The 22,865-nt window shown below is 73.3% G+C and carries 24 protein-coding genes and 1 riboswitch; of the genes, 7 read left to right on the forward strand and 17 right to left on the reverse strand.

The genetic code is table 11. The features are described from left to right. Positions 1-33: 33 nt before the first annotated feature. Positions 34-948, reverse strand: coding sequence for an ABC transporter ATP-binding protein (locus tag ASF58_RS03885; protein WP_055947445.1), 915 nt, complete (start codon positions 946-948; stop codon positions 34-36). 9 nt (positions 949-957) lie between these two features. Next, complete coding sequence (locus ASF58_RS27420) at positions 958-1,089, reverse strand: hypothetical protein (protein ID WP_280137522.1); 132 nt, start codon at positions 1,087-1,089, stop codon at positions 958-960. Positions 1,090-1,187: 98 nt separating this feature from the next. Between ASF58_RS27420 and ASF58_RS03890 the strand changes: the two genes are divergently transcribed. Beyond that, positions 1,188-1,676, forward strand: coding sequence for a Fur family transcriptional regulator (locus ASF58_RS03890; RefSeq protein ID WP_055947448.1), 489 nt, complete (start codon positions 1,188-1,190; stop codon positions 1,674-1,676). Positions 1,677-1,730: 54 nt separating this feature from the next. Here the strand turns inward: ASF58_RS03890 and ASF58_RS03895 are convergent, their stop codons facing one another. Together ASF58_RS03895 and ASF58_RS03900 are read right to left on the reverse strand one after the other, a co-directional pair. Beyond that, positions 1,731-3,233: an exopolysaccharide biosynthesis polyprenyl glycosylphosphotransferase gene (locus ASF58_RS03895; protein ID WP_055947453.1), complete on the reverse strand. Its 1,503-nt coding sequence runs from the start codon at positions 3,231-3,233 to the stop codon at positions 1,731-1,733. A 538-nt stretch (positions 3,234-3,771) separates the two neighbouring features. Then, entirely contained in the window at positions 3,772-4,107 is a 336-nt protein-coding gene (locus ASF58_RS03900; protein ID WP_055947455.1) for an antibiotic biosynthesis monooxygenase, read from the reverse strand. Between the two features lie 480 nt (positions 4,108-4,587). On the opposite strand from ASF58_RS03900, the gene ASF58_RS03905 reads away from it, so the two are divergent. After that, positions 4,588-4,992, forward strand: a complete 405-nt coding sequence (locus ASF58_RS03905; protein ID WP_055947458.1) for a helix-turn-helix transcriptional regulator — start codon at positions 4,588-4,590, stop codon at positions 4,990-4,992. A gap of 15 nt (positions 4,993-5,007) precedes the next feature. On the opposite strand, the gene ASF58_RS03910 is transcribed toward ASF58_RS03905, so the two are convergent. The 4 genes from ASF58_RS03910 to ASF58_RS03925 are packed head-to-tail and all read right to left on the reverse strand — an operon-like array spanning position 5,008 to position 8,784. Beyond that, positions 5,008-6,321 carry a cobyrinate a,c-diamide synthase gene (locus tag ASF58_RS03910; protein WP_156375548.1) on the reverse strand — a complete coding sequence of 438 codons (1,314 nt, stop codon included), beginning with the start codon at positions 6,319-6,321 and terminating at the stop codon, positions 5,008-5,010. Beyond that, on the reverse strand, positions 6,315-7,112 hold the full coding sequence (gene cobM, locus ASF58_RS03915; protein ID WP_055947463.1) for a precorrin-4 C(11)-methyltransferase: 798 nt from the start codon (positions 7,110-7,112) through the stop codon (positions 6,315-6,317). The genes ASF58_RS03910 and cobM overlap by 7 nt, the downstream gene beginning before the upstream one ends. Then, positions 7,109-7,549, reverse strand: a complete 441-nt coding sequence (locus tag ASF58_RS03920; protein ID WP_055947466.1) for a cobalamin biosynthesis protein — start codon at positions 7,547-7,549, stop codon at positions 7,109-7,111. Before ASF58_RS03920 ends, cobM begins: the two co-directional genes overlap by 4 nt. Further along, entirely contained in the window at positions 7,546-8,784 is a 1,239-nt protein-coding gene (locus ASF58_RS03925; protein ID WP_055948784.1) for a bifunctional cobalt-precorrin-7 (C(5))-methyltransferase/cobalt-precorrin-6B (C(15))-methyltransferase, read from the reverse strand. The genes ASF58_RS03920 and ASF58_RS03925 overlap by 4 nt, the downstream gene beginning before the upstream one ends. Before the next feature lie 28 nt (positions 8,785-8,812). On the opposite strand from ASF58_RS03925, the gene ASF58_RS03930 reads away from it, so the two are divergent. Then, on the forward strand, positions 8,813-9,544 hold the full coding sequence (locus ASF58_RS03930) for a cobalt-precorrin-6A reductase (protein ID WP_156375516.1): 732 nt from the start codon (positions 8,813-8,815) through the stop codon (positions 9,542-9,544). A gap of 206 nt (positions 9,545-9,750) precedes the next feature. Here the strand turns inward: ASF58_RS03930 and cobJ are convergent, their stop codons facing one another. From cobJ to ASF58_RS03975, 9 genes are read right to left on the reverse strand one after another with little or no spacing between them, the layout of a single operon-like run. After that, positions 9,751-10,527: a precorrin-3B C(17)-methyltransferase gene (gene cobJ / locus ASF58_RS03935; RefSeq protein ID WP_055947470.1), complete on the reverse strand. Its 777-nt coding sequence runs from the start codon at positions 10,525-10,527 to the stop codon at positions 9,751-9,753. Next, positions 10,524-11,315, reverse strand: a complete 792-nt coding sequence (locus ASF58_RS03940) for a precorrin-2 C(20)-methyltransferase (RefSeq protein WP_055947473.1) — start codon at positions 11,313-11,315, stop codon at positions 10,524-10,526. The genes cobJ and ASF58_RS03940 overlap by 4 nt, the downstream gene beginning before the upstream one ends. 11 nt (positions 11,316-11,326) lie before the next feature. Then, positions 11,327-11,959 carry a precorrin-8X methylmutase gene (locus tag ASF58_RS03945; RefSeq protein WP_055947476.1) on the reverse strand — a complete coding sequence of 211 codons (633 nt, stop codon included), beginning with the start codon at positions 11,957-11,959 and terminating at the stop codon, positions 11,327-11,329. After that, positions 11,956-13,401 (reverse strand): precorrin-3B synthase, encoded by a 1,446-nt coding sequence (gene cobG, locus ASF58_RS03950; RefSeq protein WP_055947479.1) that lies wholly within the window; start codon positions 13,399-13,401, stop codon positions 11,956-11,958. Before cobG ends, ASF58_RS03945 begins: the two co-directional genes overlap by 4 nt. Then, complete coding sequence (gene cobN, locus ASF58_RS03955; RefSeq protein ID WP_055947482.1) at positions 13,398-16,766, reverse strand: cobaltochelatase subunit CobN; 3,369 nt, start codon at positions 16,764-16,766, stop codon at positions 13,398-13,400. Before cobN ends, cobG begins: the two co-directional genes overlap by 4 nt. A 9-nt stretch (positions 16,767-16,775) precedes the next feature. Then, a complete protein-coding gene (cobW, locus tag ASF58_RS03960) occupies positions 16,776-17,810 on the reverse strand; it encodes a cobalamin biosynthesis protein CobW (protein WP_055947483.1) in 1,035 nt (344 codons plus the stop codon). After that, complete coding sequence (locus tag ASF58_RS03965) at positions 17,807-18,226, reverse strand: DUF1636 domain-containing protein (protein WP_055947486.1); 420 nt, start codon at positions 18,224-18,226, stop codon at positions 17,807-17,809. Before ASF58_RS03965 ends, cobW begins: the two co-directional genes overlap by 4 nt. Continuing rightward, on the reverse strand, positions 18,219-18,974 hold the full coding sequence (locus tag ASF58_RS03970; protein ID WP_055947490.1) for a CbtA family protein: 756 nt from the start codon (positions 18,972-18,974) through the stop codon (positions 18,219-18,221). Before ASF58_RS03970 ends, ASF58_RS03965 begins: the two co-directional genes overlap by 8 nt. A 27-nt stretch (positions 18,975-19,001) precedes the next feature. Further along, positions 19,002-19,178 carry a CbtB-domain containing protein gene (locus tag ASF58_RS03975; protein ID WP_055947494.1) on the reverse strand — a complete coding sequence of 59 codons (177 nt, stop codon included), beginning with the start codon at positions 19,176-19,178 and terminating at the stop codon, positions 19,002-19,004. A gap of 53 nt (positions 19,179-19,231) precedes the next feature. Next, a riboswitch (cobalamin riboswitch) is annotated at positions 19,232-19,425 on the reverse strand. A 106-nt stretch (positions 19,426-19,531) separates the two neighbouring features. On the opposite strand from ASF58_RS03975, the gene cobU reads away from it, so the two are divergent. From cobU to ASF58_RS03995, 4 genes are read left to right on the forward strand one after another with little or no spacing between them, the layout of a single operon-like run. Further along, entirely contained in the window at positions 19,532-20,044 is a 513-nt protein-coding gene (cobU, locus tag ASF58_RS03980) for a bifunctional adenosylcobinamide kinase/adenosylcobinamide-phosphate guanylyltransferase (RefSeq protein WP_055947497.1), read from the forward strand. Then, on the forward strand, positions 20,041-20,652 hold the full coding sequence (gene cobO / locus ASF58_RS03985; protein WP_055947502.1) for a cob(I)yrinic acid a,c-diamide adenosyltransferase: 612 nt from the start codon (positions 20,041-20,043) through the stop codon (positions 20,650-20,652). Before cobU ends, cobO begins: the two co-directional genes overlap by 4 nt. Positions 20,653-20,690: 38 nt before the next feature. After that, complete coding sequence (locus ASF58_RS03990) at positions 20,691-21,368, forward strand: hypothetical protein (protein WP_055948786.1); 678 nt, start codon at positions 20,691-20,693, stop codon at positions 21,366-21,368. Then, positions 21,365-22,819, forward strand: a complete 1,455-nt coding sequence (locus ASF58_RS03995; protein WP_200930164.1) for a cobyric acid synthase — start codon at positions 21,365-21,367, stop codon at positions 22,817-22,819. The genes ASF58_RS03990 and ASF58_RS03995 overlap by 4 nt, the downstream gene beginning before the upstream one ends. Positions 22,820-22,865: the final 46 nt, after the last annotated feature.

Raw genomic sequence — 22,865 nt, forward strand, 5'->3', positions numbered from 1 at the left:
CGAATTCGAGGAAGGGACCGAACAGGAGGTCGATCACGCGGCATGCCCCCGGTCGCGCGCCACCCCGTGGCCGTGGTCGCGCGGATGCGCGGGGCGCCGGTCGGCGCCGTGGTCATGACCCTGACCGTGGTCATGACCGTGATCATGGCTGTGGTCGTGATCATGGTCGTGGTCATGACCATGCCCGTGGGATGGGCCCGGCGCTTCGTGCCGGCCGCAGACCGCGGCATCCTCGTCCCAGGCCTCCGACAGGCTCTGGGCACGGGCGAGGTTCTGGGGCGTGAGCACCCGCTCGGTCGGTCCCCAGGCCACGCTCTCCCGCGCGAGCAGGAGCGTGTGCGGGAAGTGGCTCCGCACCTGTCCGAGATCGTGAAGGGCGGCCACGATGGTGCGTCCCTGCCCGTGCCAGGCGCGGACCAGGGCCAGGAGGTCGGCCGTGGTGCGTCCGTCGACCCCCGTGAAGGGCTCGTCGAGGAGGAGGACGCGGGCCTCCTGCACGATCAGGCGCGCGAACAGGGCGCGCTGGAACTGGCCGCCCGACAGGGTGCCGATCAGGCGCGTCTCGAATCCGGCGAGGCCGACGGCGGCGAGGGCGTCCAGCAGCGTCGCCCGATGCCGACGCGCGCTCCGCCAGGGACCGAGGCGCCGCCACAGGCCCATGGCCACGAGATCCAGGACGCTGAGGGGAAAGCTGCGGTCGATCTCCGCCGCCTGCGGCAGGTAGGCGATGGCCTCATCCAGGCCCGGACGGGCGATCCGGCCCTCGAGACAGGGGATCTCGCCGACGATGCCCTTCAGGAGGGTCGACTTGCCGGCCCCGTTCGGCCCGACCAACGCGAGGAGGGCCCCGGGTGGAATGACTCCGTCGAGGTGATGCACCGCCGGGTGGCGGTCGTAGCCCAGGGTCAGCCCATGGAGCGTGATGGCGCCGGGCAGATCACAACTCATGATCAGGACTCATCGGGAAGCCCACAGGATGGCGGCCCAGAGCAAGAGGGTCAGGACCAGCGCCACCGCGAAGCGCAGGGACGCGCCGGCCTGGAACAGCGAGCGGCGGAGGGAGGCGGGGGGGCGCGGGTCTCGAGTCACGGAGGGATCATTTGCCCGAACGGGAGCGCCGGCTTATGTTGGCGGTGATACACTGTAACACTCGGGCAGTTCAACGGGCCGGGTTCACGGGGCAGATCATGCACGACCATGCGGCGACGCATGACCACGGCTGCGGCGGGGCGGAGGAAGCGATCGCCCGGGCGGAGCGCTTGTGTCGCGAGCGCGACCTGCAATTCACCCGCCTGCGTCGCGACGTGCTGGCGGCCGTGGCGGGGCAGACGCGGCCGATGGGCGCCTACGACATCGCCGAGGCCCTGAGCGAGCCGGGACGGCGCGTGGCCGCGGTCTCGGTCTACCGCGCCCTGGATTTCCTCACCGAGCACGGGCTGGTACACCGGATCGCCAGCCGCAACGCCTTCGTGTCCTGCGGGCATTCCCACACCGACGGCGCCGGCCTCGTCTTCCTGATCTGCCGGAACTGCGGCACCATCGACGAGACCACCTCTCCGGAAGTGGAGGATCAGCTCGGCCGCACCCTGGCCAAGGCCGGCTTCAAGCCGACGAGCCGCATCCTCGAGGTCGAGGGCGAGTGCGGCGCCTGCCTCGGCCGGTCCAGCACGGACTGAGCGGACGCGTCCGCTGCCCCGGCCCGAGCCGCCCTCCGGCTCGGGCCGGGGTGCTCAGCACGCGTTCTTGTAGGCGCGCGGTGAGACCACGGTCATGAGCATGATCCGCAGGTCGAACCAGATCGACCAGTTGTCGATGTAGTGCAGGTCGTGCTGGACTCGCCGCTCCATGTCGAGATCGGTGAGGGTTTCGCCCCGGAGGCCGTTCACCTGCGCCCAGCCGGTGATGCCCGGCATCACGTTGTGACGTCGCGCGTAGAGGGCGATACGGTTCTCGAAGCTGCGATCATGCGCCAGGGCATGGGGGCGCGGCCCCACCAGGGACATCTCGCCGAGCACCACGTTGATGAGCTGAGGCAACTCGTCGATGTTCGAGCGCCGCAGCACGCGGCCGATCGGCGTGATGCGGCTGTCGTTGCGGGTCGCCTGCTTGAAGACCGCTTCCTGCTCGGCCTTCATGCTGCGGAACTTGAAGACGCCGAAGGGCTGCTGGTTGAAGCCGTAGCGCCTCTGCCGGAAGAACACCGGACCCGGGCTGTCGAGCTTGATCAGCGCCGCCACCACGAGGAAGAGCGGGCTCAGCAGCACCAGGGCGACCAGGGCCAGGGTGAGGTCCAGGCTGCGCTTCAGGAACAGCTCGCCGGCCTGCAGCGGGCGACGCCCGATATTGATGCCCGACAGGCGGCCGACCCGGGCGAGGGTGAGGTCCGGAAAGCGGTCCATCACCGCGCCGGGACGCAGGTGAAGCGCCGCCGGCACCCTCAGGAAGGCGTCGATGCAGCGCTCGATGTCCGAGGCGTCCGACCAGGGCAGGAGGATGAAGACGTCGTCCGGGCGCAGGAAGCGCACCACCGAGACCGCAAGATCGAGATCCTCCGACATCTGGGCCTGCCGGGCGGCCGCGTCGCCGGTCGGGTCGAGCCGGCGCAGATAGCTCGTGCCGATCACCCGCAGGCCGAGGGCCTCGGGGTCGTTATGGGCCTCGAACCGCGCGATATCCTCCTCGTAGCCGACGAGATGGATCCGGTTGGTGTTGCCCGATGTCGGTGTCGCCGCGCTGCGGACGAGGCGCAGCATCGTCGCGCGGGCCAGCAGCATCGCCGGGAGTCCGCCGGCGAACATCCCCAGGGACACGAGGCGCGAATACTCATGGGTGGTCTTCGTCGCGAAGCCGATCAGCAGCACGATGGCCCAGGCCCCGATCCAGACCGTCGTCGCCCGCCGCAGGTGCGGCCTGCGGGTGAGCAGCGTCTCGATGTTGTAGTCCTCGCGGACGAGGTTCGTCAGCAGCACGAACAGGGCGACCAGGGCGGCAAGCTCGAAGCTGCCACTGTGGCCCGCGAACGGCTCGCTGCCCGCGAAGGCCGTCCGGTAGGCGAGATCGATGCCCGCGGCGACGCTGAAGATGACGAGGATGTCGGCGATGGCGGTCGCGGCCGAGAGCCCGACCCGAAAGGCGGTGCGGCTGCGTCGTGGGAGAAGCGCTGCCCAGACGCCGTGACGCGCACGAAACACCGGAAGCTTCTCGAGAGCGGCTGGGATTCGGTCATGAAACATCTGGAGCGCTCTGTCCCGTCCTGATGCAAAGACTGTCCGACACTGAACCAAATCACGAATCGGGCATGGATGCCGAGGGTATCGGTGCAAGACGTGGGCCTGAAGACACCGGGCTGACGACGCGGGCCTGACGTCCGTTGCTCGGGTCCGACGGCGCGGCACGGGTCCGTAACCGCGACGGGGCCGCGCCGTCGACGACGTGTTTCGAAAGGGAGCGCGTCTTGCTGGCCCTTGAGATGCCGTCCCGCGATCGTTCCGATCCGTTCGGTCGCGCACACCGCCCCACAACGTCGGTTCGGCCGATAGGGTTGCGTCCGGAGTTCCGTTCGACCGGGAGCGATCGAGCGCACGGGGTCGCTCGTCTCGATCCCGGCTCCGGACTGGCCCGGCTCCGGACTGGCCCGGCTCCGGACGGGTCCCGACGGAACGATGGCTGCCGCGACGGCCGCGGCATCACGCACGGCGCGGCGTTCCAGCCGCGCCTCGGCAGGGTCTGTGACGTCTCGGCCCGGGCCACATCACGCCGGGTCGGCGCGAATCAAGCGGCGGCGTTCGAATCGGGCCGTGCGACGGTCTGGATCGTCTCGAAACCCTCGAATTGCGGATGGCCCAGGTAGAGGGGCTTGGTCGACGGCACGCGGCCATGCGCTTTCCGGAACTGCTCCGACCGGGTCCAGGCCTCGAAATCCGCCTTGGACGACCAGATGGTGTGGGAGGCATACAGGACGTGGTCCTCGGCTTCAGGACCGCGCAGGAGATGGAACTCGACGAAGCCCGGCATCTCTCCGAGATGACTGTCGCGGCCGAGCCAAACCTGTTCGAAGTCTTCCGTCGCGTCCTTGACGACTTTGAAGCGATTCATTGCGATATACATGATCCACCTGGGTTTTTCGGCGTCTCGGACGATCCCGTGCGACACCTTAAACCTGGGACGTCGGGACACGAAAGCCATCCGGTGCGGCGGATGCGCCGCGCCCCGCCTGGCACGCAGCGCCCGAGGAAAGCCGGGCTGCCTCATGGTTCATCCGGCATTCGGACCCGTCGGCGCGTTCGCAGTGCAGCGAAACTCGTGAGGGACGGTTACAACGTCACGCTTGCAATCCGTGCCAGCTTTGTGGTCAAGCTGTCAGAACGGTCACCTCCGATGCTCATGCGGAGTAAACATCTAGTGGCGTTTGACTGCAGACAAGGATAGTCTCTATCGCCACGTTCAATCCTTGATCGACTGCCTTGGTTTCCTGGCGAATGAACTTAAGGAATCCTGCACGCCTTCGTACGAAAGCGCTCCAACCTCATCGTCCCCGGGTCTGGTCCGGGCGGGGGCCGAAAATTTCTATAGGGACTGAATCGAGAGATGATGCCTAAGCAGACTACCGACGTCGATCGCCTCGTCGGATTGAGGATCACCGCTTTGCGCAAGGCGCGCGGCCTGAGCCAGACCGCGCTCGGAACCGCCGTGGGCGTGACCTTCCAGCAGGTTCAGAAGTACGAGAAGGGGCAGAACCGCGTCGGGGCCGGGCGCCTGCGCGAGATCGCCCGTCTCCTCGAGGTCCCGGTCTCGGCCTTCTTCGAGGAAGACGAGGTCGGCGGGACCCAGTCCGACGTCTTCGGCTTCCTCAGCGCGCAGGGCGCCATCGAGCTGCTGCGGGCCTACGCGCTGATCGAGGACGACCAGCTGCGCCGCGACGTGCTCGCCATCGTGCGCACGGCCGCCAAGATGGGCAAGCAGGCACCCGCCGAGCCCGCCGCCGCCAGCTAGGGGCTCGCCGGGCCCCTAACCGATCCAGTGGAAGAAGCTGCCGGTCACCGGGCCGCGCCGGTGTCCGGCGAGGCCGAGGGGCACCCCTTCCGCATCGGTCACCGCCGCGAGCCCCGTCTCGGGCGTCGGCGGCGCACTCGTCTCGCTGGCATAGTGGAACTCGTGCCCGACGAGCCGTGCGCCCGTGCCCCCGAGGGGGCCCTCGGCCAGCAACGTCGCGACGCGGTAGCCCAGGTGCAGGCGGCGGGTCCTGTAGGAGGTCGCCACCGGCAACAGGCCGGCCATGGCATGGGTGACGCCCTCCGCATCCTCCAGGCTCTCGCCCAGGACCATGTAGCCGCCGCACTCCCCGTGCACCGGCTTCGCCCGCGCGAAATCCCGTAATCCGTCGAGGAAGCGCCGCGCCTGCGACAGGGCGCCGGCATGGAGCTCGGGGTAGCCGCCGGGCAGCCAGCCGGCATCGCAATCGGCCGGGGGCGGCTCGTCGGCCAGGGGCGAGAACGGCACGAGTTCGGCCCCCGCCGCCTGCCAGCCCGCCGCCATGTGCGGGTACAGGAACGAGAAGGCCGCATCCGACGCGATGGCGATGCGCTGGCCCGGCGGCCGGGGCAGGATGCCGGCGCCCGGGGCGGGCGCCGCGCCCGCCGCGACGGCTAGGATCGCGTCGAGGTCGAGGCCGGCCTCGGCGAGGTCGGCGAGCCGGTCGAGGCGGGCCTCGAGGTCGTTGGTCTCGCGGGCCTGGACGAGGCCGAGATGGCGCTCCGGCAGGACGAGGGTCGCATCCCGCATCAGCGCCCCGAGCACCGGCATGCCGATGCGGCTCAGGCCCGTCTCCACGAGGCGGCGGTGGCGGGCACTCGCGACCTTGTTGAGGATCACCCCGGCGATGCGGATGCGCGGATCGTAGGCCCGACACCCCAGGGCGAGGGCGGCGGCCGATTGCGCGGCGCCGGAAACGTCGAGGACGAGGATCACCGGCCAGCCGTAGCGCGCGGCGATGTCGGCATTGGCGCCCGTGCGCCCCTCCGGCGCCACGATGCCGTCGAACAGCCCCATCGAGCCCTCCGCGACCACCAGGTCGGCGCCCGTGGCCGAGAGGGCCGCCACGGCGTCGAGCATCGGCTCCGGCATGGCGAAGCTGTCGAGGTTGAAGCTCGGATGGCCGGTGGCCGCCTGGTGGAAGGCCGGATCGATGTAGTCCGGCCCGCACTTGGCGCCGCGCACGGCCAGGCCCCGCCGGGCGAGCGCCCGCATCAGCGCCAGGGTCACGGTGGTCTTGCCCGAGCTGGAACGCGGCGCGGCAACGAGGAGACCGGGTACGCTCACGATCGGTCTCCGTTCGCCCGCGCGGTCCGCACGGTCTCGCCCGTCGGCCGGAAGCGCCGGTCGTAATCGGTGGAGTAGAGGGCGCTCTCCCGGAACTCGGCGGGATCGAGGGCGGGGCCGACCAGGATCAGAGCCGTGCGCTCCAGGCCGGCCTCGGCCACCTGGCCCGCGATCGTCGCCAGGGTTCCGCTGAGCACCCGCTCGTCGGGCCAGGTGGCGCGGAACACCACCGCGACGGGGCAGTCCGCGCCGTAGAACGGCGTCAGCTCCGTGACCACCGCGTCGATGACGTGGATCGACAGGTGGAGGGCGAGGGTGGCGCCGGTGCCCGCGAAGGCCGCCAGGGTCTCGCGCTCCGGCATGGCGCTGGCGCGCCCGGAGGTCCGGGTCAGGACCACGGACTGGGCGAGGCCCGGCACGGTGAGTTCGCGCTGCAGGAGCGCGGCGGCGGCGGCGAAGGACGGCACGCCCGGCGTCACCGTGAAGGGGATGCCCGCCTGCGTGAGGCGGCGGGTCTGCTCGGCCAGCGCGCTCCAGATCGAGAGGTCGCCCGAGTGCAGGCGCGCCACGTCCTGGCCCGCCGCGTGGGCGGTCGCGCATTCGGCCACGATAGCCTCGAGGTCGAGGGGCGCCGTGTCGACGATGCGGGCGCCCGGCGGGCACCAGCCCAGGATCTCGGGCGCGACGAGGGACCCGGCATGCAGGCAGACGGGGCAGCGCGCGATGAGGTCGCGGCCGCGGACGGTGATGAGGTCGGCGGCGCCCGGACCGGCGCCGATGAAGTGGACTGTCATGGATCCTGCGTGACGGATTGTGCGCGAAGCGCAAGGGCGCAGGTCGCCCCGGCGCTGGCGATTCGCCGCAGCAGCAGCGTCGCACCCGGGCCGGCGGCGGCCAGGGCCGCGGCCTCCGCCACCGAGCCGATCCGGCGCGAGGCCTCGATCCGGTGCGAGCGGGTCGGCACGTCGGCGTCCACGGCGATCAGCGCCTCGGGCGGGACGGCGTCCAGGGGACATCCGAGCGTCTCGGCGGCGGCGCGGATCGCCGGCTCGCCGGCGCGGTCGCCGGCGGTGGCGAGGCGGGCGAGGCGGGCGCGCGGCAGGCCGGCCGCGTCGCAGGCCTGCGCGACCAGGGCGAGGATCTCGGCCGGCGGTGTCGCGTGGCGAAACCCGATTCCGGCGACGATGTCGGCGCCGCCGGGCCCGGCCGGAACCGGCCCATCCGGCCTCATGCCTTCACCCAGGCCCACTGCGTCACCGGCATCGCCCCGCGCCAGCCGTGCAGGTGCCCGACCGGATCCGCATGGGCGACCGTCAGGCGCTTGAGGCTCCCGCCCCGCTGCGCGAAGGCGGCGAGCAGCACGGCCTCGCCCTCCAGGGTCACCACGTTGGCGACGAGGCGCCCGCCCGGGGACAGGGCCGCGACGGCCGCGTCGAGGAGGCCCGGCGCGGTGACGCCGCCGCCGATGAAGACGGTGTCGGGGGCCGGCAGGCCGGCCAGCGCCGCGGGGGCCGGGCCCTCCACCACGCGCAGGTCCGGTACGCCGAGGCGGGCCGCGTTGCGGGCGATGCGGGCGGCCCGGGCCGGGTTGCCCTCGACGGCGATGGCCCGGAGGCTCGGGTGGCGCAGCATCCACTCGATGGAGATCGAGCCGGCCCCGGCGCCGATGTCCCACAGGGTCTGGCCGGCGCGGGGGCGCAGGGCCGCCAGCGTCACCGCCCGGATGTCGGCCTTGGTCAGCTGGCCGTCATGGTCGAACCAGGCATCGTCGAGGCCGGGGCTCAAGCTGACGACCTGCGCCGCGGCCGTCCCGACGACCGCGATTCCGAGGGTGTTGAGCGGGTCGATCCCGGCGAGGTCGAAGCTCTCGGCCGTCGCGCTGCGCCGGCGCTCGCGCGGGCCCCCCATGGCTTCCAGCACGGTGAGGCGGGACGCGCCGAGGCCGCGCTCGACCAGGAGCGCGGCGACCGCGGCCGGCGTGGTCTCGTCCCAGGTCAGGACCAGGAGGCGGGCACCGGGCTGCAGATGCGGGATCAGGCGGGGCAGCGCCCGGCCGTGCAGGGTGAGGCAGCCTGTCTCCGCCAGGGGCCAGCCGAGGCGGGCGCAGGCGAGGCTGAAGGCGGAGGGCTGGGCGAAGACCCGCAGCTCCGCGGCCGGGACGAGGCGGGCGATCTCGGCGCCGATGCCGTAGTGGAAGGGATCGCCGGTCGCCAGGATGCAGGTGGGGGTCCCGCGCCGGGCGAGGAGGCCCGGATAGGCGTCCGCGATCGGGCTCGGCCAGATCCGCGTCTCGGCCGCCAGCGGCCCGGCCAGCGCCAGGTGACGGCGTCCGCCATAGACGAGGCGCGCGCCGTCCAGGGCGGCGGCGGCGGCGGGGCTCAGGCCGGCGCGTCCGTCCTCGCCGATGCCCACGATGGTGAGCCAGGGGGCGGGGGCCGCCGCGGTGGACACGGTGTCACCGGTCATGGAGAACGGCCCCGAGGGTGGGGGGAGCATGCGGATACTGATCCTGGGCGGCACCGGCGAGGCGAGCGCCCTGGTGCGCGGGCTCCTGGCCATGGGCCGGCGCGACGCCGTCACCCTGTCGCTCGCCGGCCGCACCCGCCAGCCGAAGGCGGAGCCCGTGCCGACGCGGATCGGCGGCTTCGGCGGCGCCGAGGGCCTCGCCGCGTGGCTGGGCCAGGACCGCACCGATCTCGTGATCGACGCGACGCATCCCTTCGCGGCCCGGATGAGCGCCAACGCCGCCGAGGCCTGCGCCCGGACGGGGACGCGGCTGCTGGCGATCCGCCGTCCGGCCTGGACGCCGGTGCCCGGCGACCGCTGGACGGAGGTGCCCGACATGGAAGCCGCCGTCCGGGCCCTCGGCCGCGCGCCGCGCCGGGTCTTCCTCACCATCGGCCGGCAGGAGGTCGCGGCCTTCGCCGGCGCGCCGCAGCACGACTACGTCGTGCGGGCCATCGAGGACATCGCCCTGGCGGTGCCGCGCCTCACCGCGATCCAGGCCCGGGGCCCCTTCGACGCGGCGGCCGAGGCGGCGTTCCTGGCCGAGGGGGCGATCGAGATCCTGGTCAGCAAGAATTCCGGAGGCGGCGCCACCTACGGCAAGATCGCCGCCGCGCGGGCCCTGGGCCTGCCGGTCGTGATGGTCGCCCGTCCGGAGAAGCCGGACGTGCCGAGCGTGCCGGACGTCGCGGCCGCCCTCGCGGGGATCGCCGCCCTCTGATCGTCGATCCGGCGGATCGCGGGGGTTGATGGGGCCGGAACGGCCCCCCTTCCCCGCGTGGGAGAGGGCCGGGGTCAGGGGCGTGCCCCATCCGGACACGTCCCAGACCTCACCCTGTCCCTCTCCTGCGAGGAAAGAGGACCCGCGCGCGTCCGAATCCGAAGGGATCGAGCGGCGACGATCCAAGGCCTGCGCCGACCCGCGCATCACGCCGCCGGGACGCTGCGCGGCGTGTAGACGAAGGGTGTCGCGTCGCCGCGCGGAATCAGGCGGGTGGCCGAGGCGCCGATGATCACCATCGTGGCCATGTCGGCCGTCGTCGTGCGCGCCTCGTCGAGGGTGAGGACGCGGATCGCCTCGTCCGGCCGCGAGACGGCGCGGGCGAAGATCACCGGCGTGTCGCCGCGCCGGATCTCGGCGGCCAGGTCGAGAGCCTTGCCGAGCTGCCAGGGCCGGGCGGAGGAGATCGGATTGTAGAGGGAGATCACGAAATCCGCCCGCAGCACCGCCTCCAGCCGGGCGGTGATGACCTCCCAGGGCTTGAGGTTGTCCGAGAGGGACATCGCGCAGAAATCGCCGCCCAGCGGTGCGCCGAGGCGGGCCGCGGCCGCCAGCATCGCGGTGATGCCGGGCTCCACCGTGATGGGGAGCCGGGCCCAGGCCGGATCGCCGGCCTCCACCGCCTCGAACACCGCCGCCGCCATGGCGAACACGCCGGGATCGCCGCCGGAGACCACCGCGACGCGCCGGCCGGAGGCGGCGAGTTCGAGGGCGTGGCGCGCGCGGTCGACCTCGACCCGGTTGTCGCTGGCGTGGCGGACGAGCCCCGGCCGCTCGGGGACGCGGGCGACGTAGGGAATGTAGCCGATGAGGTCCTGCGCCTGGGCCAGGGCCTCCTGGGCAGCCGTCGTCAGCAGGCGCGGATCGCCGGGGCCGAGACCGATGATCGCGACGGACCCGGAATCCGGGGTGGGGCCGCTCACGGCCGGCGTCCCTCGCCGGGCAGCAGCACCATCGAGAAGTAGGGCGCGTCGTCGTCGGGCTTGTCCTTGAGGGCGATCACCCGCTCGCCCGCCATGGTGCCGCGCTCCACATAGACCGCGCGCTCCAGCACGCCGGCCTCGGCCAGCGCCGCCCGCACCTTCGGCAGGTGGCGGCCGAGCTTCATCAGCACGGCGGCGTCGGTGGCACGCAGGCGCTCCACTAGGGCGGCGTGCGACAGGGTGGCGGGCAGCACGGTCAGCACGTCGTCGCCCCAGGTGATGGGGGTGCCGGCCCGGGTCCAGCAGCCGGACATCCCGGTGACGCCGGGCACGACCTCCACGGGGAAGCGGTCCTTCAGGCGCCGCCACAGATGCATGAACGAGCCGTAGAAGAACGGGTCGCCCTCCGACAGGATGGCGACGTCCCGGCCCGCGCCGAGATGGTCGGCGAGGCGACCGGCCGCGTCGTCGTAGAAGGCGGCGAGCGCCGCGACGTAGTCCGGGTGCTCGGGGTGGAGCTCGGTGGTGTAGGGGTAGACCAGGGGGCATTCGCGCCCCGGCTCGGCCGCCAGCACCGCATCCGCGATGGTGCGGGCGTTGCCCCGTCGGCCCTTCTTGCAGAAATGCACCAGCACCGGAGCCCGCTCCAGCACCCGCATGGCGCGGACGGTGAGATAGTCCGGCTCGCCCGGGCCCATGCCGACGCCGTACAGGGTGCCGGTGGTCACCGCCCGCGGGGTCTCGGTCCGCTCCGCCGCATCGGGGGGAAGGCGCTCGCCCGAATCCATCACTCGATCACTCACTCGATCTCTTGCGCGAGCGCGTTGATGGCCGCAGCCGTCATGGCGCTGCCGCCGCGCCGACCATGGACCACGATGAAGGGCACGCGGCCGTCGCGGGCGAGCGCTTCCTTCGACTCGGCGGCGCCGACGAATCCGACAGGAATGCCGATGACGGCGGCGGGGGGCGGCACGCCCTCGTCGAGGAGTTCGAGGAGGCGGAACAGCGAGGTCGGGGCGTTGCCCACCGCCACGACGCTGCCGGGCAGGTGCTCGCGCCAGAGCTCCATCGCGGCGGCCGACCGGGTGGTGTTCATGGCAGCGGCGAGGTCCGGCACGCGCGGATCGCTCAAGGTGCAGATCACCCGGTTGTCGGCGGGCAGCCGAGCCCGCGTGACGCCGTCGGCGACCATGCGGACGTCGCACAGGATCGGCGCGCCGGCCTTCAGGGCCGCCTCGCCGGCTTGGGCGAAGTCGGGCGAGGCCTCCACGTCGCGCGGCAGGTCGGTCATGCCGCAGGCGTGGATCATCCGCACCACGACCCGCTCGGCGGTGCCCTGGAAGCGCGCGAGGTCGGCCTCGGCCCGGATCATCGCGAAGGAGCGGGCATAGATCGCCCCACCGTCACGCAGGTAGTCGAGGCGGGAACTCATGACGGTCGTGGTCCTGGCGGGTGTTCTGGGAAGATCTGGGCGAGGGAATGGGCCGAATCCGCCTTCCTTACGCGCTCCAGCGCGGCCTCGAAAGGGAGGCGCATCGCCGGCAACGCATCGGGCCGCCCGGACAGCACCACGTCGTACTGCCCCTCCCGCCCGACGAGGGTGAGGTCGGCGGCACCCGGATGGGCACAGCCCTTGAGGCAGCCCGAGACATGGGCGCGCAGGCCCTGCGCCGCGAAGGGCCGGAAGACTTCGGCCAACCGAGCGGCGTCGAGCAAGGTCGGTGTCGAGCCGGACGCGCAGGCCGGTGCCCCGGGGCAGGCCGCCACCGCGCCGCGCGGATCGTCGGCCCGCGTCAGGAATCCGGCCGCGGCCAGGGTTTCGCGCGCGATTTCGGCGGCTGCGGCATCGGGGCAGACGAGGAGGAAGCCGCGGGTCGGCGAGAGGCGCAGGTCGGCTGCACCGACGGCGTCCGCCGTCTCGGCGAGACTGTCGAGGGCGTCGGCCGTGCAGCGCCCGAAGGGGGCGTCGACCAGGAGGGCGACGGGGCCATCCGCCCTCGGCGGTGAGGATCGCGGGGCCTCCCGCTCCTGGAAGGAGAGGGGTGGGGTGCGGTGTGCGATCGCTCCGGACAACCCACATACCTCACCCTGTCTCTCTCCCTCTGGAAGAGGGAACCCGCGTTCGGGTCCGATGGGAGTCGGCAGGGCGAGCACGCCCGGGCTCAGGACGGACGCCGCGGCCGGGGCCGGGATGCGCGACAGGGCGAAGCGAGCCGGGATCTCCGCGCGCGCCACGTCGGGGACATCGCGCATCCGGCGTTGTCCGCTCGCCGCCAGCAGGTGCAGGGCCGCCGCCACGACGGTCTCCGCGTCATCGTCGGGCAGGCGCCACCAGGCCGCATCGCCCGCGAGATGCAGGGCCAGGCCGTCCCGGGTGACGACGCCGTGAAGGTCTGCTTCCGCGGTGCCGAGGGTGATGCCCTGGGTGGCCGCCTCGACGGCGACCAGCGCCTTCGGCGGCAGGCCGGGGATTGCCAGCCCGAGCGCCTCGATCCGGCGCGCCAGGGCCGGGACATCGACCGGCCCCGCGGGTTCGAGCCCGGCCAGCGGCGTGGTCAGGGTCAGGCGCTGCGGGCCTCCGTCGTGGCGGACATCCCCGAGTCCGACGGCCGCCAGGGCTTCGGCCAGACCGCAGCGGGTCGCCTCGGTGACGCCGCGGATCTGCAGGTTGGCCCGGGCGGTGACGTCGACATGGCCGTTGCCGAAGCCGCGCGCGCCCGACGCCACCGCCCGGGCCTGGGCCGGGGTGAGGCGCCCGAGGGGCGGGTGGACGCGGGCGAGCAGGCCGTCGCCGGTGGGCATCGGCCGGGCGAGGCTCGGGCACCAGCCGCGCCGGCTCGGCGCCTCGGGGGCGACGCGGCGGGGCGCGTTCATTCCGCCGCCTCGCGCAGCAACGCGTCGGCCGCCCTCTCGTCGGCCGCCATCTCGTCGGCCGCCATGGCGTTGCGCCGGGTGGTCCAGAGGCCGCGTCGGCGGGCTTCGTCGAACCGTTCGAGGATGGCGCGGGCCGCCTCGGGATTGGCTGCCCGCAGGGTTTCGAAGGTCTCGAGATCGGCGATCATCGCGCCGTAGAGCCGATCGAGGTCGGCGTTGGAGACCGCATCCGTCGTGGCGGCGAGGACGAACACCGCGTCGATTCCCTGGGCCAGCTCCTGGGCGCCGCGATAGCCGTGCCGGAGCTGCGCCGCGATCCAGCGCGGATGGGCGAGGCGGCCCCGGATCAGGCGGGCGGCATCCTCGCGGGCGGTGCGGGCCTTCGGGGTCTCGGGCGTGGCGACGTCGAGGCTGTAGAGGGCGGGGCGGGCCCCCGTCAGGGCGGCGGCGGCCGAGAAGCCGCCCATCGCCTCCACGGCGGCGTCGCCGTCGAGGAGATCGCGCTCGGCGACGTCGAAGGCGTGCACGTAGGCATCGGCGCCGGCCACCCGGGCGGCGAAGCCGGCATCCGCCGCCTCGGCCGCGCCGGCATAGGCATGGGAGGTGGCGTCGAGATAGGCCCGCCCGAGGTCGTCGCGGCTGTCCCAGGCGCCGTCGAGGGCGAGCCCGCCCGCCCCGGCACCGTAGCGCCCCGGCGCGGCGCCGTAGACGCGGGCCGGCGCCTCGCCCCGGCGGCGGGCCGCGGCGAGGGGATTCTCGTCGTCCTCCTCCTCGCGGGCGGCCACCGCCTCGGCGGCCCGGGCGAGGAGCGACAGGGTCTCCGGGAAGGTGTCGCGAAAGGCACCCGAGACCCGCACCGTCACGTCGATGCGCGGCCGGTCGAGGAGGGCCAGCGGCAGCACCTCGAAGCCGGTGACCCGGGTCGAGGCATGGTCCCAGACCGGGCGCACGCCCATCAGCGCCAGGGCATGGGCGATGTCCTCGCCGCCGGTGCGCAGGGTCGGCGAGGCCCAGAGGTCCATGACGATCCGGGCCGGGTACTCGCCCTCGTCCTGCAGGTAGCGCAGGACTACGGCGTCGGCGGCCTTGGCCCCGAGGGTGGTGGCGGCCCGGGTCGGCAGGCTGCGCGGGTCGAGGGTGGCGAGGTTGCGCCCCGTCGGCATCACGTCGGTGCGGCCGCGCGACGGCGAGCCGGCGGGACCGGGCGCCACGAAGCGCCCGTCGAGGGCGCGCAGCAGGCCGAGGCGCTCGCCCTCGGCACAGGCCCCTACGGCGGCGGGCGCCTCGGGGGCGGCGCGGCCGAAGACGTGCAGCCCGTCGCGCGCGGTCACCTCCCCGAGGTCGCAGAGATGCGCGTCGAGGGCCGCGAGCGCGTCCGGCATCGGCGTCCCGGCGTCGATCCCGGCGCCGGCGAGCAGCCCGGCCGACAGCGCCTCGTCCAGGATGGTGCGCGCCAGGATCGCGGCGCGGCGCGGGTCGAGGACGCTGGCGGCGGAGTACTCCTCCACGAGTTCGCGCAGGCGTGCCGCGTCGGGGTCGAGCCCCGTCACGCCGGTCTGCGGCGTCAGGTGCCCGAGGGCGACGCCCCCGAGGCGGCGCTTCAGGGGCGCGGCCTCGCCCGGATCGTCGACGATGAAGGGATAGACCACCGGGAGCGCCCCGACGGCGCGGGCCGGCCAGCAATCCGGCGACAGGGCGACGGCCTTGCCCGGCAGCCACTCGGTGGTGCCGTGGGTGCCGAGGTGGATGAGCGCGTCGAATCGGCTGCGCAGGCCGAGATGGAAGGCCAGATAGGCGTGGGTCGGCACCGCGTCGGGGTCGTGATAGGCGGCCTTCCGGTCCTTCGACCGCCCGCGATCCGGCTGCAGGAAGACCGCGAGGCGGCCGCCCTGCGGGGCCACGCTCGCGAAGCGGAAGGCGCCGTTCCGGCAGGCCGGGTCGGCCTCGGGCGGACCCCACTCGGCGTCGAGGGCCGCGCGGGCGGTCTCCGGCAGCGTGCCGAGCCACGCCCGGTAGGCGTCGAGGGCGACCGCGAAGTCCCGGGGACCGCGCGTCAGCGCCCGCATCAGCGCCTCGGGCTCGGGCAGCGCGCCGACGCCGTAGCCGGCCTGCCGCAGGTCCGCGACGATCGCGCGCGCGCTTTCGGGCGTATCGAGCCCGACGGCGAATCCCGCGCGGCCGCCGCGGGCGGGGTAATCCGAGAGCACCAGGGCGAGGCGGCGCTCGGCCCGGGGCAGCCGGGCGAGGCGGATCCAGGCGGCGGCGCGCTCGGCCAGGGCCGCGATGCCCTCCGCGTGCGGCACGGCCCGTCGCTCGGCGAAGCCCTCGGTTTCCGGACCCTCCTCCTTGAACGAGATCGGAAAGCCCGAGAGCCGGCCGTCGAATTCCGGCAGGGCGACCTGCATGGCGAGGTCGGCTGCACCCATGCCTCGGGTGGAGGCGGTCCAGGCGTCCCGCGCCGCACCGATGCTGAAGGCCTGGAGGACCGGGCAATCGGCGGTATCGAGGACGAAACCTGCATCCTCCCGGGCCGAGAAGGCGGTGGCGGCGATGACGATGGCGGGCCGGTGCGCGGCGATGGCGGCCCGCAAGGGCGCGGTCGCGGCGGGGTCCTTCAGGCTCGACACCGCCACGGCCAGCACCGCGAGGCCGCGCGCCTGGAGCGCGGCGCCCAACGCGGCGATCGGCGCGGTATCACCGGAGAGCACGCTGGACCGGTAGACCACCAGCAGCGCCAGGGGCGCCTCCGCCGGGGCGGTCCGGAACGGCCGTCCGGCGGCGAGCGCCTGGTCGTCCGCGACGGGGCCGCAGCCCGGGCAGCAGACGAAGCCGCGGGGCAGGGGCAGCGGCGGTTCGACCGGCCCGGCATAGCCGATCGCGACGGCCAGGCGTCCGATCAGGCGGCGTAGGTTTGCCGCGCCCCCGGCGCGGAAATAGGCGTCGAAGTCGGAGGCGAGCTCCGGCTTCGTGGAATAGGCGTCGAGGCGTGGGTCGGGCCGGTCGTCGCCCGGCAGCACCACGAGGGCGACCCCGGCGGCGCGGGCGGCCGCGCTGGCGCGCTCGATCCCGTAGCGCCAGTAATCGAGCCCGCCGAGGCAGCGGATCACCACGATCCGCGCCCGGGCGATCACCGACTCGACGTAGAGGTCGACCGACATCGGGTGGCGGAGCTTGGCGAGCTTGGCGAGCCGCAGGGTCGGGGCCGCGTCCGAGGCTGCCGGAAACACCGCCGCGTAGGCCCCGGCCATGCCGAACAGGTCGGAATCCGTGAAGGAGAGGAAGACGATGTCGCCCGGCGCCTGACCGAGATCGATCGCGGCTTCGCCCTCGTCGAGGGAGACCGTATCGATGCGGATCAGGTGCATGGCGGGCGCTTATCCCGCCAGGGCGGCGGCGACGGCGCCCTGGTCGAAGCCCTTGAGGCCGATCACCACGAGGCGGCCGTCGCGGGGCTCGCTGGACTTCCAGGGGCGGTCGTAATGGTGGGCGATGCGGGCGCCGACGCCCTGGACCACGAGGCGCATCGGCTTGCCGGTGACCTCGGCGAAGCCCTTGATGCGCAGCACGCCCTCGGTCTCGGCGGCGCGGGCGACGCGAAGCGCCAGGTCCTCGGCGGAGGCCGTGGCCGCCACGGGCAGCGCCACCGAATCGAAGTCGTCGTGGTCGTGGTCCTCGCCGTCGCCGTGGTGGGAGGGACGCGCGTCGAGGTCGTCCTCGGCCGCCGCCTGGATTCCCAGAATCACGCGCGGGTCGAGGCGGCCGTGCTCGGCCTCCACCATCTTCACCGCGCGGGGCAGGTGTTCGGTGACCTCGGCGCGGACCTTGGCGCGCCCGGCCTCGTCGAGGAGGTCGGCCTTGTTCATCACCACGAGGTCGGCGCAGAGGAGCTGGTCCTCGAACACTTCTTCCAGCGGATTGTCGTGGTCGACGCTGGCGTCGTCCGCGCGCTGGGCGGCCAGCGCCGCCGGGTCGTCGGCGAAGAAGCCCGCGGCCACGGCGGGGCCGTCGATGACCGCGACCACGCCGTCCACCGTCACCCGCGAGCGGATCGCCGGCCACTGGAAGGCCTGGACTAGGGGCTTCGGCAGGGCGAGGCCCGAGGTCTCGATCAGGATGTGCTCGGGCGGATCGGCCCGGTCGAGGAGCTTGTTCAGGGCCGGCACGAAGTCGTCGGCCACGGTGCAGCAGATGCAGCCGTTGGCGAGCTCGACGATGTCCTCGTCGCCGCAGCCCTCAATGCCGCAGGCGGCCAGGAACGAGCCGTCGAAGCCGATGTCGCCGAACTCGTTGACGATGATGGCGAGGCGCCGGCCGCCGGCGTTCTCCACGAGGTGGCGCACCAGGGTGGTCTTGCCGGCCCCGAGGAAGCCCGTGACGATGGTGCAGGGGATCTTGGCGACGAGGGTCATTCGGCGGCGTCCGTGATGCGGGGCGCCGCGAGCGGCGGCAGAGGAGCGGGGAACGGCGGGATGCGGGCGACGACGCCCTTGCGGAATTCCTGGGGCCGCGCCTTCCACGGCACGATGCCGTCGGCTGTCTCGGCGTAGAGCGCGACGCCGTCCAGGATGGTGCCGGCGGAGGCGACCGGGTCGAGGTCGCCGTAGACGTAGGTCCAGCGGCCTTGCGAGGCGACCGCCACGGTGCAGGGGCGCTTGCAGACCGAGAGGCATTCGACGCTCTCGACCGTGATGCCAGGGTGGGCCCCGGTGCTCACGGCCTCCTGGAGCGCCGCCAGCAGGCGGGCGCCGGCGCGGGGCTCCGCCGTATCGCCGGCCGCCCGGCAGGTGGCGCAGACGTAGAGGGTGACGGGCGCAGCCTCAGGCATGGGTCGGCCGGGTTCGGCCGAAGAGGCCCCAGGCCCAGCCATAGGCCAGCCCGATCACCGCCCAGAACACGAAGGCGATGCCGAGCGAGCGCGCGGCGAACTGCGCGGCGTACGAGGCCGGCAGGTTCGAGGCGGCGTGGCTCGCCTCCGGCGCCCCGGCAAGATGGGGCGCCACGAGGAGCACGAGGCCGCCCGCGATGGTGATCGGCGCCCGCCGGATCGCGATGAGGTAGAGGCCCATGGCGGTGGCCGCGGCGGTCATCACCCACCAGAACTGGCGGTCGGCCAACGGCGCGGCCTCCATGCCGGGGAGTTCCGGGGCCAGGCCGAGGGCCGGGGCCAGCGCCACGGCGAGGAAGCCCCCGATGGCGAAGCGCAGGCCGGCCTCGGGGCTGGGCTCGCGGTGGCAGGCGAGGAGCACGGCGCCGAGCAGGAGCGCGTAGCCGACGCCGCCCACCAGGGTGGCCAGGGCCGTGAAGGCCATGCGCGGCAGGCCGGGGCCCGGCTGCCAGTCGGGCGCGACTTCGCCGCCCGCCACCGAGGGATCCTTGGTGCCGTGATCGTGACCGCCGTGGACGCGGACGATCAGGGCGGCGGGGGTCGGCCGGACGGGGGTGGCGGAGGCCTGCGTCTCGTAGCGCTCGGCCGCGATGATGAGCGGCGAGGTGAGCGCGAGCTGCAGGCCCGTCGCGACGACAGCCGCGAGGAAGCCGGCGACCAGGGCCGCCGACACGAGCCGGATGATCATGGGCGGTTCTGCCTTAAGCGGAGGCGCTCAGTGGCAGGGGAAGTTCTGGCTGTGCCGGAAGTCGTGCGCCGCGTTGTGCAGCGCCATCGCCGGGGCGAAGCCGGCCATGAACACGAGGCCGAGGCCGAGGAAGGCGGCCACGAGTACGGCGCCGAGGCGCTCGTTGGTGCGGGTGCCGGTCAGGACGAGGGTGTTGGTCGACATCGGGTACATCTCCTGGCCACCCCGCCGGCGGCCGTCAAGGATGGGGCGTGGACGGCAGGTCCACTTTCGACGGCAGGTCTCCTGGCTCGCGGGTCGCTGGTCCTGCCGCCTTCCCGGATCGCTCCAGTGGCTGATGGCAGTCCCGTCTCCGCTCACAGTTGCGGGGGCAGCCGCGGTTTCAGGGTCGCCCCCTCACCGCATTCCCTTTTCACCCCGTCGCCGGGGCACCGTCCGATCCTCGCTTCTACGCGGTTGCCGATCCGCTGACAACGCGGCCCGGGCGGGTTTCCCGCCTTTGACCTCGGACCTCGATATCGGGCACAGCATGCCCCATGCCGCATCCTCCACCCCGAATGATCCTCGTGCTCGGCGGCGCGCGCTCGGGCAAGAGCGCCCATGCCGAGGCGCTGATCGAGGCCCAGCCTCGACCCTGGCTCTACCTCGCCACCGCCCAGGCCTGGGACGACGAGATGCGGGAGCGCATCGCGCTCCACCGCGCCCGCCGCCCGGAGGGCTGGATCACGCAGGACGTGCCGATCGCCCTGGCCGAGGCGGTCGCCGCCGCGACTGGGCCGGTGCTGGTCGATTGCCTCACCCTCTGGCTCACCAACCTCATCCTGGCCGAGGCCGACCTCGAGGCTGCCACCGCCGCGCTGCTCGCGGCCTGTGCGGCGGCCCCCGGCCCGGTGGTCCTGGTCGGCAACGAGGTCGGCCTCGGGATCGTGCCGGACAACGCCCTCGCGCGCCGCTTCCGCGACGCCGCCGGGCGCCTGCACCAGCGCCTCGCGGCCCAGGCGGACCGCGTCGTCCTCACGGTGGCGGGTCTGCCGATGATCGTGAAACCCCAACCCGGAGCCACCCCATGACGGACGCCGAGACCGAGGCCGCGCGGCACCGCGAGAAGATGGAGAAGCGCAAGGCCGTCCAGGACGCCGAGGTGGCGGAGAAGACTATCGAGAAGGGGCTCCTCATCGTCAATACCGGTCCCGGAAAGGGCAAGACCACGGCGGCCCTCGGGCTGATGCTGCGGGCCCTCGGCCATGGCTGGCGCGTCGGCGTGGTGCAGTTCATCAAGGGCGCCTGGGACACCGGCGAGAAGCACGCCCTCAAGGCTTTCGGCGATCGGATCGATTGGCACACGCTCGGCGAGGGCTTCACCTGGGAGACCCAGGACAAGGCCCGCGACATCGCCGCCGCCGAGCATGCCTGGGCCAAGGCTCTCGACCTCATGGCCGATCCGACGATCCGCCTCGTTGTGCTGGACGAGCTCAACATCGCGCTGCGCTACGACTACCTCGATCTCGACGCCGTGGTGGCGGCCTTCCGGGCGCGCCGACCGGATCTCCACGTCATCGTCACCGGCCGCAACGCCAAGCCGGCCCTGATCGAGGCCGCCGACCTCGTCACCGAGATGGGCAGCGTGAAGCACCACTTCGCCGCCGGGGTGAAGGCGCAGGCGGGGATCGAGTTCTGATGCGGGCGGCCATCGTGGCGGTCGCGCTGTCCACTGTCATGGGAGCGCCCGGACTCCGGGCCGACCCGGCCGGGCCGTGGCCCGCCACCTATCTGGGCCGCGTCGAGGCCCTGGCCGTGGTGGAGGGGCTGAACGCCCGGCTGCTCGCCAGCCGCTCCGCCACCGCGATCCTCGAAGGCTGGTGCGCCGAGCACGGCATGGCCGCGACCCCCCGGCTCGCGGCGAACCTGCAGCGCGGCGCGGACAAGCCGGCCTCGGAGGAGACGCGCCGGCGCCTGAATGCCGGGCCCGACACGCTCCTGCGCTACCGTCAGGTGAAGCTCGCCTGCGGCGACCACGTCCTGTCCGAGGCGGACAACTGGTACGTGCCCGAGCGCCTGACCCCGGAGATGAACCGCCTTCTCGAGACCACGGACACGCCGTTCGGCCGGGCGGTCCAGGCCCTCGGCACGACGCGGCAGACCATCGGTGCCGAGCTCCTGTGGCAGCCCCTGCCGCACGGGTGGGACCAGGCGCCGCCCCCGGCGGCGACCTGCGGCGACCTCGCTATCCCGGACCATCTGTTCCGGCATCGGGCCGTGCTGTTCACGGCGGAGCGCGTACCCTTCGCGGAGGTGGTCGAGACCTACGGGGCCGCCATCCTGGCCTTTCATCGCGCCGGGCGCCCCGTCGATCCGGCCTGCGCGACGTCCCCGTCGGGGCGGCCACAGCCATGACCCGCGCCCTCATGATCCAGGGCACCGGCTCGGATGTCGGCAAGTCGCTGATCGTCGCCGGGCTGTGCCGGGTCTTCGCCCGGCGCGGGCTCGCCGTGCGGCCGTTCAAGCCGCAGAACATGTCGAACAACGCCGCCGTCACGGCCGATGGCGGCGAGATCGGGCGGGCCCAGGCCTTGCAGGCGCGGGCGGCCGGCGTGGCGCTCTCGGTGCACATGAACCCGGTGCTGCTGAAGCCTCAGAGCGAGACCGGCAGCCAGGTCGTGGTCCAGGGCCGCATGGTCGGCACCGCCAAGGCGCGGGACTACCAGGCCTGGAAACCGCGCCTCCTCGCCTCGGTCCTGGAGAGCTTCGCGTATCTGAAGGCCGAGGCCGACCTCGTGGTGGTCGAGGGGGCGGGCTCGGCCTCCGAGGTCAACCTGCGGGCCGGCGACATCGCCAATATGGGGTTTGCCCGCGCCACCGGCACGCCGGTGATCCTGCTCGGCGACATCGACCGGGGCGGCGTCATCGCCAGCCTCGTCGGCACCAAGGCGGTGATCGATCCGGCCGATGCCGCGATGATCCGGGGCTTTCTCGTCAACCGCTTCCGCGGCGATCCCAGCCTGTTCGCCGACGGCATGGCCACCATCGCGCAGGCGACCGGCTGGCCGAGCTTCGGGCTGATCCCGCACTTTCCCGAGGCGGCTCGCCTGCCGGCGGAGGATGCCCTCGGGCTCGCGGGCTCGGGCGCCGGATCGACCGGGCGCAAGGTCGTGGCCGTGCCGGTGCTGCCGCGCATCGCCAACTTCGACGACCTCGACCCGCTCCGGGCCGAGCCCGACGTGGCGGTGGTGCTCGTGCGCCCGGGCGAGCCGATCCCGGTGGCCGACCTCGTGCTGCTGCCCGGCTCGAAGACCACCATCGACGACCTCGAAGCCTTTCGCGCGGAGGGCTGGGACATCGACCTGCGCGCCCATGTCCGGCGCGGCGGGCGGGTGCTCGGGCTGTGCGGCGGCTACCAGATGCTCGGCCGGCGCATCGACGACCCGCACGGCATCGAGGGCGCGCCCCGCTCGGTGCCGGGCCTCGGGCTCCTCGACATCGCGACCGTGATGACGCCGGAGAAGCACCTAGCCGCCGTCACCGGCACCAGCCAGCCGGACGGCGTACCGTTCTCGGGCTACGAGATGCATGTGGGGGACACCACCGGGCCCGACACCGCGCGCCCGGCGATCCAACTGGCGGACGGACGCTTCGACGGCGCGGTCTCGGCCGACGGCCGCGTGACCGGCACCTACGTGCACGGCCTGTTCGCCGACGACCGCCAGCGCGGCGCCTGGCTCGCCCGCCTCGGCGCGGCCCCGGGCGGGCTGGCCTACGAGGCCGGCATCGAGGCGGTGCTCGACCGGCTCGCCGATCATTGCGAGGCGCATGTCGCCTGCGACGCGCTCCTCGCCCTGGCGTCGTAGCGGCCGGACGGATTAGGCTCCGCGCCGGAACGCCCGAGTCGAAGCG

Origin of the sequence: Methylobacterium sp. Leaf125, from assembly GCF_001423085.1 — a bacterium.
Classification (GTDB): domain Bacteria; phylum Pseudomonadota; class Alphaproteobacteria; order Rhizobiales; family Beijerinckiaceae; genus Methylobacterium.

What these genes read in the sequence shown, in the direction of transcription:
- ASF58_RS03990 (WP_055948786.1), top strand. Translation starts at nt 20,691, where the DNA reads ATGGGAGCGCCCGGACTCCGGGCCGACCCGGCCGGGCCGTGGCCCGCC.
- ASF58_RS03920 (WP_055947466.1), bottom strand. Translation starts at nt 7,549, where the DNA reads ATGAGGCCGGATGGGCCGGTTCCGGCCGGGCCCGGCGGCGCCGACATC.
- ASF58_RS03965 (WP_055947486.1), bottom strand. Translation starts at nt 18,226, where the DNA reads ATGCCTGAGGCTGCGCCCGTCACCCTCTACGTCTGCGCCACCTGCCGG.
- ASF58_RS03930 (WP_156375516.1), top strand. Translation starts at nt 8,813, where the DNA reads ATGCGGATACTGATCCTGGGCGGCACCGGCGAGGCGAGCGCCCTGGTG.
- cobN (WP_055947482.1), bottom strand. Translation starts at nt 16,766, where the DNA reads ATGCACCTGATCCGCATCGATACGGTCTCCCTCGACGAGGGCGAAGCC.
- ASF58_RS03925 (WP_055948784.1), bottom strand. Translation starts at nt 8,784, where the DNA reads ATGACCGGTGACACCGTGTCCACCGCGGCGGCCCCCGCCCCCTGGCTC.
- ASF58_RS03905 (WP_055947458.1), top strand. Translation starts at nt 4,588, where the DNA reads ATGATGCCTAAGCAGACTACCGACGTCGATCGCCTCGTCGGATTGAGG.
- cobM (WP_055947463.1), bottom strand. Translation starts at nt 7,112, where the DNA reads ATGACAGTCCACTTCATCGGCGCCGGTCCGGGCGCCGCCGACCTCATC.
- cobW (WP_055947483.1), bottom strand. Translation starts at nt 17,810, where the DNA reads ATGACCCTCGTCGCCAAGATCCCCTGCACCATCGTCACGGGCTTCCTC.
- ASF58_RS03900 (WP_055947455.1), bottom strand. Translation starts at nt 4,107, where the DNA reads ATGTATATCGCAATGAATCGCTTCAAAGTCGTCAAGGACGCGACGGAA.
- ASF58_RS03885 (WP_055947445.1), bottom strand. Translation starts at nt 948, where the DNA reads ATGAGTTGTGATCTGCCCGGCGCCATCACGCTCCATGGGCTGACCCTG.
- ASF58_RS03995 (WP_200930164.1), top strand. Translation starts at nt 21,365, where the DNA reads ATGACCCGCGCCCTCATGATCCAGGGCACCGGCTCGGATGTCGGCAAG.
- ASF58_RS03970 (WP_055947490.1), bottom strand. Translation starts at nt 18,974, where the DNA reads ATGATCATCCGGCTCGTGTCGGCGGCCCTGGTCGCCGGCTTCCTCGCG.
- cobG (WP_055947479.1), bottom strand. Translation starts at nt 13,401, where the DNA reads ATGAACGCGCCCCGCCGCGTCGCCCCCGAGGCGCCGAGCCGGCGCGGC.
- ASF58_RS03890 (WP_055947448.1), top strand. Translation starts at nt 1,188, where the DNA reads ATGCACGACCATGCGGCGACGCATGACCACGGCTGCGGCGGGGCGGAG.
- cobO (WP_055947502.1), top strand. Translation starts at nt 20,041, where the DNA reads ATGACGGACGCCGAGACCGAGGCCGCGCGGCACCGCGAGAAGATGGAG.
- ASF58_RS03895 (WP_055947453.1), bottom strand. Translation starts at nt 3,233, where the DNA reads ATGTTTCATGACCGAATCCCAGCCGCTCTCGAGAAGCTTCCGGTGTTT.
- ASF58_RS03945 (WP_055947476.1), bottom strand. Translation starts at nt 11,959, where the DNA reads ATGAGTTCCCGCCTCGACTACCTGCGTGACGGTGGGGCGATCTATGCC.
- ASF58_RS03940 (WP_055947473.1), bottom strand. Translation starts at nt 11,315, where the DNA reads ATGGATTCGGGCGAGCGCCTTCCCCCCGATGCGGCGGAGCGGACCGAG.
- cobU (WP_055947497.1), top strand. Translation starts at nt 19,532, where the DNA reads ATGATCCTCGTGCTCGGCGGCGCGCGCTCGGGCAAGAGCGCCCATGCC.
- ASF58_RS03975 (WP_055947494.1), bottom strand. Translation starts at nt 19,178, where the DNA reads ATGTCGACCAACACCCTCGTCCTGACCGGCACCCGCACCAACGAGCGC.